This is a genomic window from Paraburkholderia caledonica NBRC 102488 (assembly GCF_000685095.1).
In the GTDB taxonomy this organism is placed as follows: Bacteria; Pseudomonadota; Gammaproteobacteria; order Burkholderiales; family Burkholderiaceae; genus Paraburkholderia; species Paraburkholderia caledonica.
In genome coordinates this window covers 29157-44759 of record NZ_BAYE01000033.1, presented here as the reverse complement: position 1 = coordinate 44759, position 15603 = coordinate 29157, and the positions used below count along the sequence as shown (strand labels likewise).

13 protein-coding genes are annotated in these 15603 nt (G+C 59.4%); 6 read left to right on the top strand and 7 right to left on the bottom strand.

Going from position 1 to position 15603, the window contains the following annotated elements; genetic code table 11:
- Positions 1-241 precede the first annotated feature (241 nt).
- Both BCA01S_RS31895 and BCA01S_RS31890 read left to right on the top strand, forming a co-directional pair.
- Positions 242-1135 (top strand): NAD(P)H-binding protein, encoded by an 894-nt coding sequence (locus tag BCA01S_RS31895; RefSeq protein ID WP_027780367.1) that lies wholly within the window; start codon positions 242-244, stop codon positions 1133-1135.
- 74 nt (positions 1136-1209) lie between these two features.
- On the top strand, positions 1210-1986 hold the full coding sequence (locus BCA01S_RS31890) for an SDR family NAD(P)-dependent oxidoreductase (RefSeq protein ID WP_027780366.1): 777 nt from the start codon (positions 1210-1212) through the stop codon (positions 1984-1986).
- A 243-nt stretch (positions 1987-2229) separates the two neighbouring features.
- Here BCA01S_RS31890 and BCA01S_RS31885 read toward each other — a convergent pair whose 3' ends face one another.
- Positions 2230-3096: a LysR family transcriptional regulator gene (locus BCA01S_RS31885; RefSeq protein ID WP_027780365.1), complete on the bottom strand. Its 867-nt coding sequence runs from the start codon at positions 3094-3096 to the stop codon at positions 2230-2232.
- 172 nt (positions 3097-3268) lie between these two features.
- Here BCA01S_RS31885 and BCA01S_RS31880 point away from each other — a divergent pair, with 172 nt between their 5' ends.
- The 3 genes from BCA01S_RS31880 (at position 3269) to BCA01S_RS31870 (ending at position 6094) form a co-directional block, all read left to right on the top strand.
- Positions 3269-4438 carry an MFS transporter gene (locus BCA01S_RS31880; protein WP_027780364.1) on the top strand — a complete coding sequence of 390 codons (1170 nt, stop codon included), beginning with the start codon at positions 3269-3271 and terminating at the stop codon, positions 4436-4438.
- Between the two features lie 24 nt (positions 4439-4462).
- Positions 4463-5461, top strand: coding sequence for a quinone oxidoreductase family protein (locus BCA01S_RS31875; RefSeq protein ID WP_027780363.1), 999 nt, complete (start codon positions 4463-4465; stop codon positions 5459-5461).
- A 93-nt stretch (positions 5462-5554) separates the two neighbouring features.
- The gene (locus BCA01S_RS31870; protein WP_027780362.1) at positions 5555-6094 is read left to right on the top strand and encodes a hypothetical protein; all 540 of its coding nucleotides are present in this window, start codon (positions 5555-5557) and stop codon (positions 6092-6094) included.
- A 117-nt stretch (positions 6095-6211) separates the two neighbouring features.
- Here BCA01S_RS31870 and BCA01S_RS31865 read toward each other — a convergent pair whose 3' ends face one another.
- The 6 genes from BCA01S_RS31865 to BCA01S_RS38650 form a co-directional block, all read right to left on the bottom strand.
- Positions 6212-6781 carry a TetR/AcrR family transcriptional regulator gene (locus BCA01S_RS31865; RefSeq protein WP_027780361.1) on the bottom strand — a complete coding sequence of 190 codons (570 nt, stop codon included), beginning with the start codon at positions 6779-6781 and terminating at the stop codon, positions 6212-6214.
- A 159-nt stretch (positions 6782-6940) separates the two neighbouring features.
- Positions 6941-7915, bottom strand: coding sequence for a LysR family transcriptional regulator (locus BCA01S_RS35820; RefSeq protein WP_042320112.1), 975 nt, complete (start codon positions 7913-7915; stop codon positions 6941-6943).
- Positions 7916-8090: 175 nt separating this feature from the next.
- Positions 8091-9536 (bottom strand): efflux transporter outer membrane subunit, encoded by a 1446-nt coding sequence (locus BCA01S_RS31855; protein WP_439709139.1) that lies wholly within the window; start codon positions 9534-9536, stop codon positions 8091-8093.
- 224 nt (positions 9537-9760) lie between these two features.
- Positions 9761-12898 carry an efflux RND transporter permease subunit gene (locus BCA01S_RS31850; protein WP_027780359.1) on the bottom strand — a complete coding sequence of 1046 codons (3138 nt, stop codon included), beginning with the start codon at positions 12896-12898 and terminating at the stop codon, positions 9761-9763.
- Between the two features lie 14 nt (positions 12899-12912).
- Complete coding sequence (locus BCA01S_RS31845) at positions 12913-14046, bottom strand: efflux RND transporter periplasmic adaptor subunit (RefSeq protein WP_244146091.1); 1134 nt, start codon at positions 14044-14046, stop codon at positions 12913-12915.
- A 301-nt stretch (positions 14047-14347) separates the two neighbouring features.
- Complete coding sequence (locus BCA01S_RS38650; RefSeq protein ID WP_169740554.1) at positions 14348-14653, bottom strand: hypothetical protein; 306 nt, start codon at positions 14651-14653, stop codon at positions 14348-14350.
- On the opposite strand from BCA01S_RS38650, the gene BCA01S_RS35815 reads away from it, so the two are divergent.
- Positions 14618-15601 carry an AraC family transcriptional regulator gene (locus tag BCA01S_RS35815; RefSeq protein WP_052369560.1) on the top strand — a complete coding sequence of 328 codons (984 nt, stop codon included), beginning with the start codon at positions 14618-14620 and terminating at the stop codon, positions 15599-15601. The two genes, BCA01S_RS38650 and BCA01S_RS35815, sit on opposite strands and share 36 nt — an antisense overlap.
- Positions 15602-15603: the final 2 nt, after the last annotated feature.

The following is a 15603-nucleotide window of genomic DNA, read 5'->3' as shown; positions in this document are numbered from 1 at the left end:
TCCGGCATTTGTTCATTGTGCAAAAGAAGCTCGGCACGACAAGCATTCGTGAATATCGTTTGAGCAAAACGTCCAGCGCCATCGGACAGTCGGTCCCGGCACGGGGTCCTTAAATTGAATCTCTGACAGCAATGATTCGCTCTTTTATGTGCAATTACACATATCAACAAAGTGGACGGGCGTTCCACAAGGAATCCCTGTCATTTCGCCCATCCATACAACCTGAGAGAGTAGGAAAGTCATGAGCACAGATCTCGTACTGGTATCTGGAGCCACCGGTGAAACAGGCCGCTACACGGTCCAGTGTCTTCTTGACCAAAAGCTTGCTGTTCGAGCCCTGGTCCATAGGGACGATAGTCGCGCAGAAGCGTTGCGGATCATGGGCGCCCAGGTGGTTGTCGGCGATCTCCTGGTCCATGACGATGCAATCCGGGCGCTGGCCGACGTCAGTGCAGCGTACTTCTGCTATCCGGTTCGTCCAGGGATCATTCCAGCAACGGCCTATTTTGCCGACGCGGCCAGGCGGGCAAACCTGAAGCTCATCGTCAATATGTCGCAGATCTCTGCGCGAGAGGATTCAAAAAGCCACGCGGCACGCGATCACTGGATTGCCGAGCGCATCTTTGACCGGTCGGGTGTTCCCACCACACATCTTCGTCCCACCTTCTTCTCGCAATGGCTGTTATATCCACACTCACGCGCAGCGATTATCGAACAAGGCATCATCGACCTGCCGTATGGAACGGGTCGCCATGCGCCGATTGCAGCGGAGGACCAGGCGCGCCTGATCGCGACAATACTCGCTGCCCCGGATGGACACGCCGGAAAAACCTACAACCTCCATGGACCAGTCGAGCTGGATCAGTCCGGAATCGCCGCAGCGGTAAGCGAGGTCCTGGGTCACAAGATTATCTATCAGCCATCGACCATCCCACAATATCGCGAGCGCCTGGAGAATGCGGGCCTGCCGGAATTTCTAGTTCAACACTTCTGTGCCATCGCCCTTGACTACAAGGACGGAATTTTTTCCGGCGAAGACGATGTTATTGCGAGACTTACAGGGAAACCACCCATGACCGTTCAGGCATTCGTTTCCAAGCACCGCAACCAATTCGAAGCCGGTATCGGAATCTGAACGCTCGGTCGGCGCAACGGCCTGCATCTAACGCCAGAATTGCAGCACCAAATATTACCCATAGGAGAAACGAAGTGAATGTAGATCTCACGGGCAAAATCGCCCTCGTCACGGGTTCAACAGAAGGCATTGGTTTTGCTATCGCCCGCGCGCTTCATAACGCCGGGGCCGACGTTGTCGTAAACGGTCGCACCAGACAGAAGGTCGATGCGGCCATTGCGCGCCTTGGGGGCCGCGCGCGGGGTCATGCCTTCGATCTCGCCACCGCCGATGGTTGTCATGGCCTGATCGAAGCCGAGGTCGAACCAGACATCGTCGTAAGCAACCTGGGGATTTTTCAACCTCAGGATTTTTTTGATACCGATGACGAGATCTGGGATCGTCACTGGCAGACAAACGTCATGGCGGGTATGCGACTCGCCCGTGCATATTTGCCAAGGATGGCAGAAAAGGCGTGGGGTCGTTTCGTCTTCCTAGGTTCGGAATCCGCATTCAACGTCCCGGTCGAAATGATTCACTATGGCATTAGCAAAACGGCGGACGTGGCGCTCGCTCGTGGCCTCGCGAAGCGTATGGCAGGCACAGGCGTGACAGTGAATTCCGTCCTGCCCGGGCCGACTTTTACTGAGGGAGCGGGCGAAATGCTTAAGGACCAAATCACGGCCGACAGGTCCTTTGAGCAAGTCAGTATTGACTTCGTGAAAACCCATCGACCAACCTCCATCATCCAGCGACCCGCAACAGTAGAAGAGGTCGCGAACATGGTGGTCTATGTCGCCTCGAAGCAGGCATCAGCGACGACCGGTGCTGCGCTCAGAGTCGACGGTGGGGTGGTCGATTTCATCGTTTAACATCGGCCTTCGATCATCCAGACGCTACCTCTCTCTACTCTCATTGACCGGGATAGGCTGGCTTCGCGGCTGGTCAATTCAATGCGCTTGCTCATTGTGCTTCGGCATGAGGCGGATAGATACCGCGTCTGCTATCCGTCAGAGATTCCCGGATAGCCGCTACCTCGCCGTCTGACTTGCGGCCGAATGACCTGCTGCTTTTCGCAAGGAGTCTTTATTGCGGGTGGCAGCGAACTATTCGTTTTACTGCTCGCCATTGTCAAAGTCATTGACGAATTTTTCCGCAATGAAATCAATTACAAGGCGCACGGCCGCCTGCCGTCGCATGTCCACGTGGGCGATAAGATAAATGTCACGCGACAGTTTGTCTGCGTCCACAGGCAGCGCGATCACGCGTTTATCGTCCGCCGCAAAAAAATCAGGCAATGCGGCAATCCCCAGACCTTCACGCGCCGCGGCAAGCTGGCTCACCAGATCGTTACTCCTGAACCCGATCCGGCGGCCATCCGCGAAGTCAAGTAGCCATACTTGCTCCGGTACGTGATCGAGTGCCGCGTGATAAGCAATGAACTGCCATTCGCCGGATGGCCGGCTGATGTAGCCTTGCGCTGCATACAGCCCATACGTCACGCTTCCGATCCTCCGGGAAACATAGCTTGGTTCGGTAGGTTGAGTCAGGCGAACGGCAATATCCGCCTCCTGACGACTCAGCGAGATCATCGGCTGAGTGCCCAGGAGCGTCAGTTCAATTTCGGGATGCCGTGAAGCAAGTTCGGCAAAACGCGGCGCGAGGAAGACGCTCGCGAAAGCAGGCGGTGCACTGACCGTGACTCTCGCCCGCGCTCCCGTCTTACGGCTTCGTACTGCCCTTTCCAATGCATGAGCCTGCGCCTGCATGCCTTCGGCGACGCGCGCAACGTCAAGGCCCGCATCGGTTAGCCGCCAACGTCTCGCGAGACGGTCCACCAACGTTTCTCCCAGAGCGTGCTCCAGCGCTGCGATACGCCGCGCAACCGTCGCGTGATCCACCTGCAGCTTGCGCGCCGCACCCGACAGAGTGCCAGCCTCCGCCAGGGCGATGAAATGTCTCATGTCATTCCAGTCGAACATTGGTGCAAATTCTCACAAGCGATGTGAATGCTTTCCGGGTTCCCGGCTTCCGGTACCAGTGCTATTTTTCATGACGCTTGACATCTTATCGTGATGCCGGCGCCGGTGCATACGCCGCATCTCGCGGCATCCATTGATAGCGATGGAAGCTAACGATTTCCGAGGAGCCAGGTTGATCAGGATTCTTCCCTTATGCCTCGGCACGTTTGCGCTTGGCATCGACGCGTACATCATGGCGGGCTTGCTGCCCGGCATCGCCAATACCTTCGCGGTCTCTGCCTCCGTGGCAGGTCAAACAGTCACAATCTTCACTGCGTGTTATGCCGTTGCAGCGCCGGTGTTTGGCGCGCTGACGGCAGGCAAACCCGTGCGGCGCGTGCTGGGCGCAGCGCTGGTCCTTTTCACGCTCGCGAACACGCTTAGCGCGCTCGCAACTAGCTTCCCCGTTCTGCTCCTGTCGCGCGCGGTGGCAGGAGTCGGCGCAGGCCTATATGGTCCCAGCGCCTTCAGTGCTGCTGCAAGCATGGTTTCTCAGGAACGACGAGGCCGCGCACTCGGTCTCGTTGTTGGCGGCCTCGCGCTAGGCACCGCCGTCGGCGTACCGTGCGGTCTCATTGTCGCTCACGGTTTCGGCTGGAGAAGCGCGATGTGGCTGATAGTGGCGCTAGGTGGAATCGCATTGACGGGCGTCGTATCGCGGATGCCGGAAATCGCCGCTTCGACACCACCTTCGCTTCGCCAACGCGTTGCAGTACTGGTCGATCTACGTGTCGCTGCAATCATTGCTGTTTCATTCGTCACATCTGCGGCATCAATCGGGCTGTACACCTTCGTGGCACCGCTGCTGCGCGCGAGCGGCGGCATCACTGATCCGTTGCCCTATCTGTGGGCCTGGAGTGTAGGCGGGGTTCTCGGCATCTACTTCTGTGGTGCGCTGATCGACGCCACCAGCCGCCCGGAATGGGTGATGTCCCTCGTACAGATTCTGATGGTCGCAGTTTTCGGGACCTTGGGACCAGCGCTGCCGTATCCCGCAGCGGCTCTTGCCCTGTTTGGTCTCTGGGGCGCCGCGGCGTGGTCCTCGCAGGCGCCCCAACAACACAGATTGCTGACTTTGCATCCGGATAAAGCAAGCATCGTCGTCGCATTACAGAGCTCCGCGCACTATCTCGGTAGCGCTGCTGGCGCTGCGCTGGGCGGGCTCGCCCTTGCCGCGGGCATTCGTCTTACTCAGTTGCCGCTGTTATCTACGGCACTGGTCGTCATCGCCCTGTCAGGGCAACTCGGCATTGCCATCTGCGCGAAGTCGGACCAGATCCGCTCTCGCCCAGGCGAGGCATGATCCCAATCAAAGAGGAAATTCTCAATGAAAGCCATTCAGTATCGAACATTCGGGGGCCCCGAAGTCCTCGAATACGTCGGATTGCCCGACCCCGAGCCGCGAGCGGGCGAAGTGCTGATCGAAACCACTGCTATCGGTGTTAATTTTCCGGATATCCGGGAGCGCTTGGGTGTCTATAACCGGGCGGAGACGCAGGTCGGCGGCGTGACGCTACCTCAAGTCGGCGGGCTCCAAGTGGTCGGCCGTGTGCTCAATACCGGCACGGAGGCGCACGCTCACCTGGTTGGACGCAAGGTGATGGCCCTGATGTCGAAGGGCGCTTACGCGCAACGTGCAGTGGCTCGCGCTGACATGCTCGTTGAACTCGAAGACGATACCGATGATGTCGTCATGGCGAGCGTGGCTTGTCAGGGCGTGACTGCATTTCTCGCTCTTCAGGTTTGCACCGTGCTGCGCCCGGGCGAAAGCGTGCTGGTTCATGGCGCAGCCGGCGGCGTCGGCAACCTCGCCGTCCAGATTGCGAAAGTACTCGGTGCCGCAACGGTAATCGGGACTGCGAGTTCAGACAGCCGCCGAGCCTTCGTCCTGAGCCGTGGCGCCGACCATGCGATTGCGTATGACTCGCCGCACTGGCCGGAATCGGTCTTGAGCCTCACTGACGGGAAAGGCGTCGACGTCATCCTCGAAACAATCGGAGGCGACGTCTTCGAAGAGAACTTCGCCTGCCTTGGCATGCTCGGCCGATGTGTTGTAATCGGTTCGACGCGCGGCCCCGGCGAACCTGTCGCGCCGCGTCGGTTGATGGCAAAAGCGCAAACGCTGACCGGAGTCTATCTGCCCTCATTTTTTCAGCGCCCAGATCTTATCCAGCGTGGTCTGCGCTTCCTGAAAGACGGCATTGGACAAGGACTGATTCGACCCTGGGTCGCCGCTACGTTCCCGCTCAGCCGCGCGGCCGATGCGCATGCCATGCTCGAACGCCGCGAGGTCCAAGGCGTCATCGTCCTCGATCCGACGTACTGATCAGTGGCGCTGCTCCAAGGCGTTCGCGCAGGTCAACTCATGGCCCCGCCTGTTGAACGTTCTCCCTGAAAGATCGCAATTCCAAGCTTATTTATGAAAAAAAATTACGTCGTCGCCGCCGCGCTCGTTGGTACGTTAATGTCTGCAGGTGCGACGCAGGGCGCGGAAACGGATGCGGCTCCTCTGAATCTTAGCTCTGCGCACCCATTACCCGATGGATCGCTTGAAGATGTGAAGAACCGCTTCAGGCAATTGACGTTGGCGGCAAACCGGCACGACGCTACGGCCATAGAGAAGATGTTCTGGGACTCGCCATCAGCGCTGCTGGTCGCCAAAAGCGTCGATCCGGCGGAAGGAAGCTGGGCGGGTTTTTGGGGATCTGAATCAGTGGCTCACAAGCTTCAGGACATATACGCTGCGGGCACCCTCACCCTGTTTCCCGACTGGCCAAAGCTAAAAGTCGTGGGCATTTCTTCAACAGTCGCACAGACGTATGCGCCGATGAAAATCGCCGTCAACTACGGCGGCCAGGATCCATCTCCGCGTCCATTTATCATGATCATTCAATGGCTGAATCTGGATGGTCAATGGAAAATCGCGTCGGAAATCATCTTGCCAGTGCCGTCGCCCTGACCCGCCCCGGTTCAGTCCGAACGCGCGATATAGCCGCAAGTTGCCGCCGATCCAAGTCGTCGTTGTCGATGAAGTTGCCCGCCGCCTGTCATAAACATGCCTGGTGCCACGAAATGCTCATGCCAGCAGCGCTTTTTTGGCCTCTCGGAGGATAGATGACGACAGTTGCTCGTCGTTCACCATACGCGCCATGGTAAGTGCGCCCATCATGGTTGATAGCATGACAAGCGCCTTCTTCCTCGCCGCCGCGGGTGGCAGTTCGGTGAGACGGCTTGCGATCAGGTTAATAAGGTTCACGATGCCCTCCGTGGCCGCGTCGCGCACTTCGTCGCTGGAGCGTGCCAACTCGCTTGCGAGTGCGACGAAGGGACAGCCGCTGCCAGGATCGTCCCGATGCTCCAGAGAAAGATAGTCGTTGATCGCGACATTCAGACCCCGAACGTCGGTCGAACGCGACAGCGACGCTTCCATCGATTCGCGCAGCGAACCGGCGGCGAGTTGTAGCGACTCCAGTACTACATGTTCCTTCGAAGTGAAATGTTTGTAGAATCCGCCGTGCGTCAGGCCCGCCTGTGACATAAGATCGGCGACGGCAGTCCCGTCTATGCCGTTTTCCCGAAACCGGCTGGACGCCGCCTCGATGATGCGCTGGCGGGTCTCGGCCGCCTCCTGTCTGGATTTTCTCATGACCTCGATGATCTTTCGTGAATTTAGATTTGATATAACATCTGGCTCGCTGCTACAAGTCGGAGACGCACTCATTGCGTAGGGAGTGATATGAAGTGTCGCGCCCTACGGATCCACCACCCAGCGCGGGGCACCCCGTTCTCCGCTAGCCGCTCGCCCTCAGTTAATCAAGGGCGCGTCTGTGTCGACGCGATAGCCACTTGAAGACGGATCCCCAAAATCAGGGTTATCCAGAAATAAGGGACTTTTTTCGAATAGCTCCGCCGCCCACTCCACAAAGACTCGTGCTTTAAGTGCAACCTGCCGGCGGTGTGGAAATACGGCTGCAACCCGCATCGGCCTTGGCTGCCACTGAGACAGCACTTCGACGAGTGTGCCTGAGTTCAGGTACGGCGCAAGTATGAACCGCGGAGCCTGAATCAACCCCATGCCACGAGCACTGCATATCGCACAGGCCTCCGCGTCGCTGATTGAAAGCACAGCCGGCACGCCGACCTCGACCGCATCATCGTTGATGTCAAACATGAAGTTCGCGACTTTTCCGGTAGCGTGTGAGAGGCATTGCACTGCAAGATGTTGCTGGAGATCCTCCATGCGTTGAGGTTCGCCGTAACGGAGAAGATAGTCGGGGCTGCCAGCAGTCACTATCTCCAGATCACACAGTCGGCGCTGGATGACGCCTGGGTCTTCAGGTTCCCCCATACGGATTGTACAGTCGAGGTTCTCATGGCTCGGGTGAACGGGTTCATCATCCAGTCCGATCATCAGCTCGAGATCAGGGAACCGCTTGTGAAAGTCGTCGATGGCTGGCAAGACGACAATTCTTCCAAGCGCCATCGACATCTGCACGGAAAGCCGACCTCGCGGTCCGTGCTGAGCGCTAGCCAGCATCTCTTCCGACTCACTGATCTCAGCCAGAATCCGTATGCAATGCCGGTAGTATTCCGCCCCCTCCGGCGTAAGGTTTAAGCGTCGCGTCGTTCGCTGCATCAGACGGGCCCGAAGGTGTGCTTCCAGCTTGCGGACGATAACTGACACCGTCGAACGCGGAAGACGAAGCGCGTCCGCCGCACGGGAAAAGCTGTTCAGCTCAACCACCTTGGCAAACACCTGCATTGACTGAAACCGGTCCATATCGTCTCATTTCCTGCCGTGTGCCGTCGAGAACCGCCATAAGCACGTAGCAACCGCGAACTGTTTCAACCGATGTACACGCAGGCCGTTGCAGAAACCGCTCTTTTCGGCGACTCGACGCCGTAATCAGACAACCACCCTGGTCACGGAGGACACAACGCAACGGCCAAACCTCTCATCTGACCGGAACGGCCGCTGGCGAACTATTGGTTGCCACCCGGGCGTCGGGGGAGATGTCCCAGCCGCCGCCCAGCGCACGAAATGCCCCGACCGCGGCGCGCGCCGCGTCCGCGCGTGAGCTGTCCAGATCGTCACGCGCGACGAGGAGTTGACGGTCCGCGTCCAGCACATCTGTGAGGGTTATGGCCCCTGCTCTGTAGGCGCGTTCGGACAAGTCGCGGGCGCGCGTCAGTGATGCCACTTCACCCTGCAACTCCTGCCGTCGAGCCTCTGTCTGGGAAAGCGCTGTGAACGCGTTCTCAACATCCTCAGCGGCCTTGAGCACCGCCTGGCGATACAGTGCAAGCGCCTCTGCGTTCGCGCCTCGCGCCTGCTTGACCTCCGCATCCACCTTCCCGAAGTCAAACAGACGCCACCGAAGCGCTCCCGTACCGACCGGCTGAAACGCTGCTGCGGTGAAGAGGTGATTGGTGCTCACGCTGTCGAAGCCAAGCGCGCCAGACAGGGAGATCTTCGGGTAATAGCCCGAGATTGCCGCGCCGATCCGCTCACTTGAAGCGGCCACTCGCCGCTCCGCCGCGATGATGTCAGGTCTACGCCTCAAGACGTCCAGTGGCTGGTCGTTATCGTCAATCTTCGGGATCGCGGGGATGGTGGAGGAGACGGACAGTTCATGCGCGTACGTACCCGGTTGGGCACCCATCAGCACATCCAGGCGGTTTAGTTGCGCCTCAAGCGACGTGCGCAGGATAGGTACAGTGGACCTTGCCTGTTTTAGCAGCGCCTCGGCCTGGGCAATCTCCCTCTCGTCCGCCGCGCCCGCGCGACGCCGCACCCGGACAAGCTCAAGAAGGCGTCCGTCGGTGTCAATCTGATCCTGCGCCACCGCAAGCCGCGTCTGGAACCCTCTGACCTGCAGGTACGCATCGGCGGCGTCGGCGGCCACCGTAATCCGCGTGCCGAGTTGCTCAGCCTCGGCCGCCTGTACTTCGTCACGCGCCGCAGCGGCGCTGCGGCGCAGTCCGCCGGCCAGATCGATTTCCCAGCTCGCGGTAGCCCCAACGTTGTATTCGCGCTGGTCGCGACTGTAGCCAGGAAACGTTTTCGCGATGGTGCCGACCGGACTTAACAGGCTCTGATGCTCGGCGGTGCCCGTCGCGTCGAAATCGAGCGTTGGCAGAAGCTGCGCGCCCGCCCCCGCTGCGACCGCCCGCGCCTGCTGAACGCGGGCAAACGCCGCCGCAAGGTCCAGGTTCTGCGCAAGAGCACGCTGAACGACGGTTACGAGCATTGGATCATCAAATCCGGTCCACCAGGTGTCGAGGTGCGGAGAGGGCCTGGCCGCTTGCTGGGTGCTTGTCTCAACCCGGTTATGGAACGGCACAAGCTGCGTAGTGGGCGCCGCATAATCCGGCCCCACCGCACAAGCCCCCAGGCCCATCGCGATTGCTACGCCCACGCATATAACACGGAGCAGGCTCGTTGAAGGCCGGCGCATGACCGTGTGACGTCTGTCTTCAGCCGCCTGCCGCCGGCACGCCGTTTTCGCTCCGCTGATCTCGGGCAGATATGGGGCGCCGTCATGCGGCTCGTGTCGAAGATTCCCAGCTTCACTATGCGAACCTGAAACACACATTAGTCTGCGAGCAACGGCAGTAGTGAAGATCATGTGCGCTCCTTACGGCCAAATTTGCGGATGAAAACATAGAAGGCAGGAGTGAACAGAAGTCCGAAGCAAGTCACACCCAGCATGCCGAACAGCACCGCCGTTCCCAGCGACTGGCGCATTTCAGCGCCTGCTCCTGTGGCGACCGCGAGCGGCGCCACTCCGAGGATGAAGGCAAAAGACGTCATCAGGATAGGACGCAGGCGTGTGCGTGCAGCGTGCACCGCGGCGTCAACCGGTGCGGTCCCCTCGTCCTCCTTCTGACGCGCAAATTCGACTATCAGGATGGCATTCTTCGCAGCCAGTCCGACGAGAACGACGAAGCCGATCTGCGCCAGGATATCGATGGGCATGCCGCGAGCGATCAGGCCAGTGACCGACGCGAGAATACACATCGGTACGATCAGGACGATCGCAAGCGGTAGCTTCCAGCTCTCATACTGCGCGACGAGAACGAGAAACACGAACAGCGCAGCTGCTCCGAATACCAGGAGCGTCGGCGTGCCGTGTTGCTGCTGCTGGTAAGCCAGGTCCGTCCATTCGAAGCTGATACCCTGCGGCAGCACCTGATGGGCAAGCTCTTCCATGCGATGGAGTGCTGTACCGGTGGCGATGCCGGGCGCTGCGACGCCCTGAACTTCCGCGGCAGGATACAAGTTGTAGCGAGGCACACGATAGGGAATCGTACGGTTCTCCATTTGCGCCACTGTGCCGATCGGCACCATCTCACCGAACTGGTTTCGCGCTTTTAGACGGGTGATGTCCTGAGGCGTATGCCGGAATTGCCCGTCAGCCTGAACAATGACCTGATAAGTTCTGCCAAGGTAGTTGAAGTCGTTCACGTACTGTGAACCCAGATAGACCTGCAGTGCGGAAAACACATCCGTGGGTGTGAGCCCGACCTTTTCGGCCTTTACACGATCAATATTCGCGAAAACCGATGGCGACCCCGCATTGAACAGGGTGAAGACTCCGGCAAAACTGGGATCCCTGTTGGCCGCAGCAACAAGGGCATTCGCCGCATGCACAAGCGCCTCCGACCCAAGTCCCGCGCGGTCCTCCAGCATCATCTTGAACCCGCCCGAATTGCCAAGACCCTGCACAGGGGGCGGCGGAATGGTCAGCACATAAGCGTCCTTGATGACGGAAAGGCGTTTGCGCAGGTCGGCCAGTACCGTGTTCGCCGTCACTCCCGGAATCTCGTGGTTGTACAGCGACGGCAACCCCGAAAAAATCGTTCCCGAGTTCGACGCCACGGTCAACGTTGTTGCGTCAAGCCCAACGAACGGGGCAACGTGTTCAATTCCGCGCGTCGTCAGGATAATGTCAATGGCATTTCGGACCACTTTCTCTGTACGGTCGAGTGCCGCGCCCGGCGGAAGTTGAACCACGGTAATCAGATAGCCCTGATCCTGCTCCGGAATAAAGCCGGTTGGCGTACGCGAGAACTCAAGACCCGTAATGCCAATCAGCACAACGTATATTGCGAGAACGACGGTGAGTCCACGAACGATACGACGTGTGACGTTTCCGTACCCGAACGACAGTCTGTCAAAGCCCCTGTTAAAGCGATCAAAGCCCGCATGTAGCAGACGCTGCGCGAGGCCCCCGCGCGACGCGATATGCGGCTCATGCGACTTGAAGAGCACCGCGCAGAGGGCGGGACTCAGAGTAAGCGACACAAAGCAGGATATGACAGTCGATGCTGCGATCGTCACCGCAAACTGGCGAAAGAACAGCCCCGAAATCCCGCTAAGGAAGGCGGACGGGATGAAGACCGCACATAGCGTTAACGCAATCGACAGCAGTGCCCCGCCCACCTCGTCCATCGTCCGGTGGGCCGCCTCGACCGGCGACATGCCAGAGCGCATGTTGCGCTCGACGTTCTCGACTACAACGATTGCATCATCAACGACAATGCCGACCGCCAGCACGAGGCCAAACAAAGACAGGTTGTTTAGCGATATTCCGAACGTGGCGAGTACGATGAACGACCCAAGCAGGGAGACCGGAATTGCAACGACGGGGATAATCGTGGCCCTCCAGTTCTGCAGGAAAAGAAAGACGACGCCAACAACCAGCAGGATTGCGACGAATATGGTGACAATCACCTCGTCGACCGATTTGCCGATAAAGATGGTCGGGTCGTAGATGATCTTGTAGTCCATTCCTGCGGGGAACTCATTCTTTAGCCCGCGCATCGCGGACAAAACCTGCTGCTCGACTGCAAGCGAGTTCGCACCGGGCTCCGCGTAGATGAGCAACGTCGAAGCGTTGTCACGGTCCATGAAGGCGGTTGAGCCGTAGTCTGCGGCGCCGACTTCGACCCGGCCAATATCGCGTATCCGCGTCACGCGACCCTGTGCGTCGGACTTGACGACGACGTCGGAAAATTGCTGTGGCGTGGACAGCCGGCCGAGCGCTTCTACGTTTATCTGGTACGCGTCGCTGCCCGCCGTGGGCGGCTGGTTCAGGACACCAGCCGATACCTGCAGGTTCTGTGCGCGTAGTGCTGTGAGCACTTCACTCGCGTTCAGATTGTTGGCTGCGACCTTGTCGGGGTCGATCCAGATACGCATTGCGTACTCACGGGCACCCTGGAACTGCACGTCGCCGACGCCTTGCAGACGCGCTAGCGTGTCCTTCACGTGCAACGTCGCGTAGTTCGAGAGATAAAGTGTGTCGCGCGTTCTGTCAGGTGAGTACAGGTGAACAGCCAGCAAAATGCTAGGTGTGGACTTCCTCACCTGAACGCCAAGGCGCCGGACGTCTTCCGGCAGGCGCGGTAGTGCATCCTGAACCCGATTCTGTGTGAGCATCTGCGCGACGTTCAGGTCGGTGCCGATACGAAACGTAACCGTGACCGTCAACCGGCCGTCTCCCGTGGACTGGCTGCTCATGTAGAGCATGTTCTCGACGCCGTTGATCTGCTGCTCCAGCGGCGTGGCCACTGTTCGCGCAATCGTTTCGGCCGACGCACCCGGATAGGATGTCGTCACCTGCACAGTCGGTGGAACGATCTCCGGGTACTGTGCGACGGGAAGCACGAACATCGCGCCCAGGCCAATTAGCGTCAGAAAGGCACTGACCACCGTCGCGAAGCGCGGCCTGTCGATAAAGAAATGGGCAATACGCATGGCTTCACTGTCCGCTAGTTCTGTTTAGGCTCATAGCGGATCGCACCATCGCGCGTCGCCACTTTCGTTCCGGGCGCCGCAAAGGGCAAACCGTCGACGATCACGCGATCGTCCCGAGACAGGCCCGAGCGGATCACGCGCAATCCCCCGCGTATCTCGCCGACCTCGACATGCTTTGCCACAACCGTTCCGTCGGTGCTAACCGTCATCACGAGGTACTCGGACTGGTCGGGTAAAACGGATGCGTCCGGCACGAGCAGCGTCGGTGCGGGATGCGCCACCGCGAGACGCACGCGCGAGAACTCGCCAGGTGTAAAGCGCAGGTCGGCATTGGACACCGTCGCTCGGGCGTGGATCGTGCCGCTGGAACGGTCCAGTACGTTGTCGATGAAATCAAGCGTGCCTTGCCGTGTGTAGGTCGTCGAATTGCCCGCCGCCAGTTCGACGCGATTTGCAATCGGCCCTTTGGCGTCGCCGCGATACTGCGAAAACGACTGGAAGTCCGCCTCGCTCATATCGAAGTCGAGGTAGACCGGATCGAGCGAGACGAGCGTCGCGAGCAATGTCGTCGGACTCGTTGCACCACGGCTGCCTGCAATAAGGTTACCGGTGGAAACAAGATGCCTGCCAATGCGGCCCGTAAACGGCGCCGTGATGCGGCAGCGATCCAGATCGAAGCGGGCGTCGCGGATCTGCGCCGCAGCGTCGTCGAGTGCGGCTTGCGCAGCATTCAGTTCGGACGTGCGCTGCTCGACGTTCTGCGTCGTGCCAGCATCATTGCGCTCAAGCTCCCGTGCGCGCGCCAACTCCTGCTTTGCCAGAACGAGGCGCGCCTCAGCGGTCCGTCGCAAGGCAGTCGCCTGCGCGAGCCGAATCTCATACGGCACGGGATCGATGGTGAACAGCAGATCGCCCTTGTGAACGATGTCGCCGTCCCTGAAGTGAACACCTGTGAGCGTACCGCCTACCTGTGCGCGCAGTTCTACCTGATCGACGGCCGAGAACTGGCCAAGAAATCCAAGTCGGGTGTCAAGATCGCGTACCAGCGGCCGGCTGATCGTTACCTCATGGGGCGGCACGGGTCGGGCATTGGCGACGCTATCACCGCCATCATGCGAGTAGAGAAAACACGCGCCCCCGCTTGCCATGATCACAGCGGCTGCGGCAGCCCAGGTTCTGGCGCGTCGGCCCACAGTGCCATATCGCGCACGACGAACTGTTCTGCCGTCTTCCAGCCTTGTTTTCGTATCCAACTTCGATCACCTCGAAAAGTGTTGTCGTTCGCCTCGTCGCGAAACGGCGTCTCGACCAATCGGCGCACCAACTGATTGCGCGGACTGGGCAACGCGGCTATTTAGCTTTCGCACAACTTCTAACTGGCGTTAGATTACATGTGAAATCTAATACGTCAAGACTTTTCAAGGCGCTAACCAGTAGCTCTACCGGCCCTCAACCGATGCATCTCAGAACCAGCAACGCTTCGCCCGATTGTTCGCGCCTGGCAGCATGTGTATTCATCATCGACGGATTTATGCGAACAACTGGATCCGCTATGCTGTGCACGCTTTTAACTACTGTGCGCGTGGAATCGCTTTCGCGTGCCATGGCAGGTGATTGCGTTTGTTCTTTTTGCGGCATGAAGGAGCGCTCCTCCATACCGGTCCTTCTTTTGTCGCGGCGCACGTTCCCTGAAGTGCGCTTTTTTTTGAGGCGCAAGACATGATCGGCGACGACGCGATGAGGCGATCCATTCATGAGCGCGAATCGCGTGCACACAGGCTGTCCCGGCAAGATGTGCTTTCCGACGTTCTGGATCTGATACGGCTACGAGGCGAATCAATCGAGATATACGAGACGGTCGAGGCGCAACGCAAGCCCTTTGATGCTGGACGCGCCCGCTTTCACTTTATTCAGGACGGCGCCTTCCGGCTCGACGCGATCGCTATCGATACGACCACGTTAGTCGCCGGTGATCTTGTTTTGCTACCTAAGGGATGTGCGCATGTTCTCTCCGCAATCCATGCGCGTGACTCTCTGCCCGGATCACCCTCGCGACCCGATGAATGTCGCAGCTTCGCCGAAAAGCCCTTTCGCGTCCTGACGGGCTCGTTCGTATTCGAATCCGCATCCGCCGGCTCATTGATCGCGGGTCTCCCGGATGTCATTCATCTCCGGGCCGACGCATCGGGTACACCGGAATGGCAACACGCGATCCTGCGGTTCGTGCGGCTGGAAGCGAGCGAGCCGTCGCCAGGCGCTGCGCTCATGATCTCGCGCCTGATCGATCTGCTGGTGATACGGAGCTTGCGCGAGTGGGTGGCGAAGAGTCCCACACATAGCGGGTGGCTCAGAGGCCTTGGCGACGCACGACTTGGGCGTGCACTGGCGGCCATGCATGAGGATCCCGCGCGTGAATGGAAACTGGGTGCGCTTGCGAAGATTGCGACCATGTCCCGGTCGCACTTTGCGGACCGTTTCACGGAGATTGTCGGCGAGCCGCCGCTCAGGTATCTCGCACGGTGGCGCCTGAGCCTTGCCGCCGACCTACTGCGCAACGGTCGTGTGCGAATCAGCGAGGCAGCGTCTGTCGCCGGTTACCAGTCGGACTCCTCGTTCTCGCGGGCCTTCAAGGCACATTTCGGATATTCGCCCGGTGCCATACGTCATGGTGCAGATCCGGATCAGGGCATGCCGTCACGCTGAGC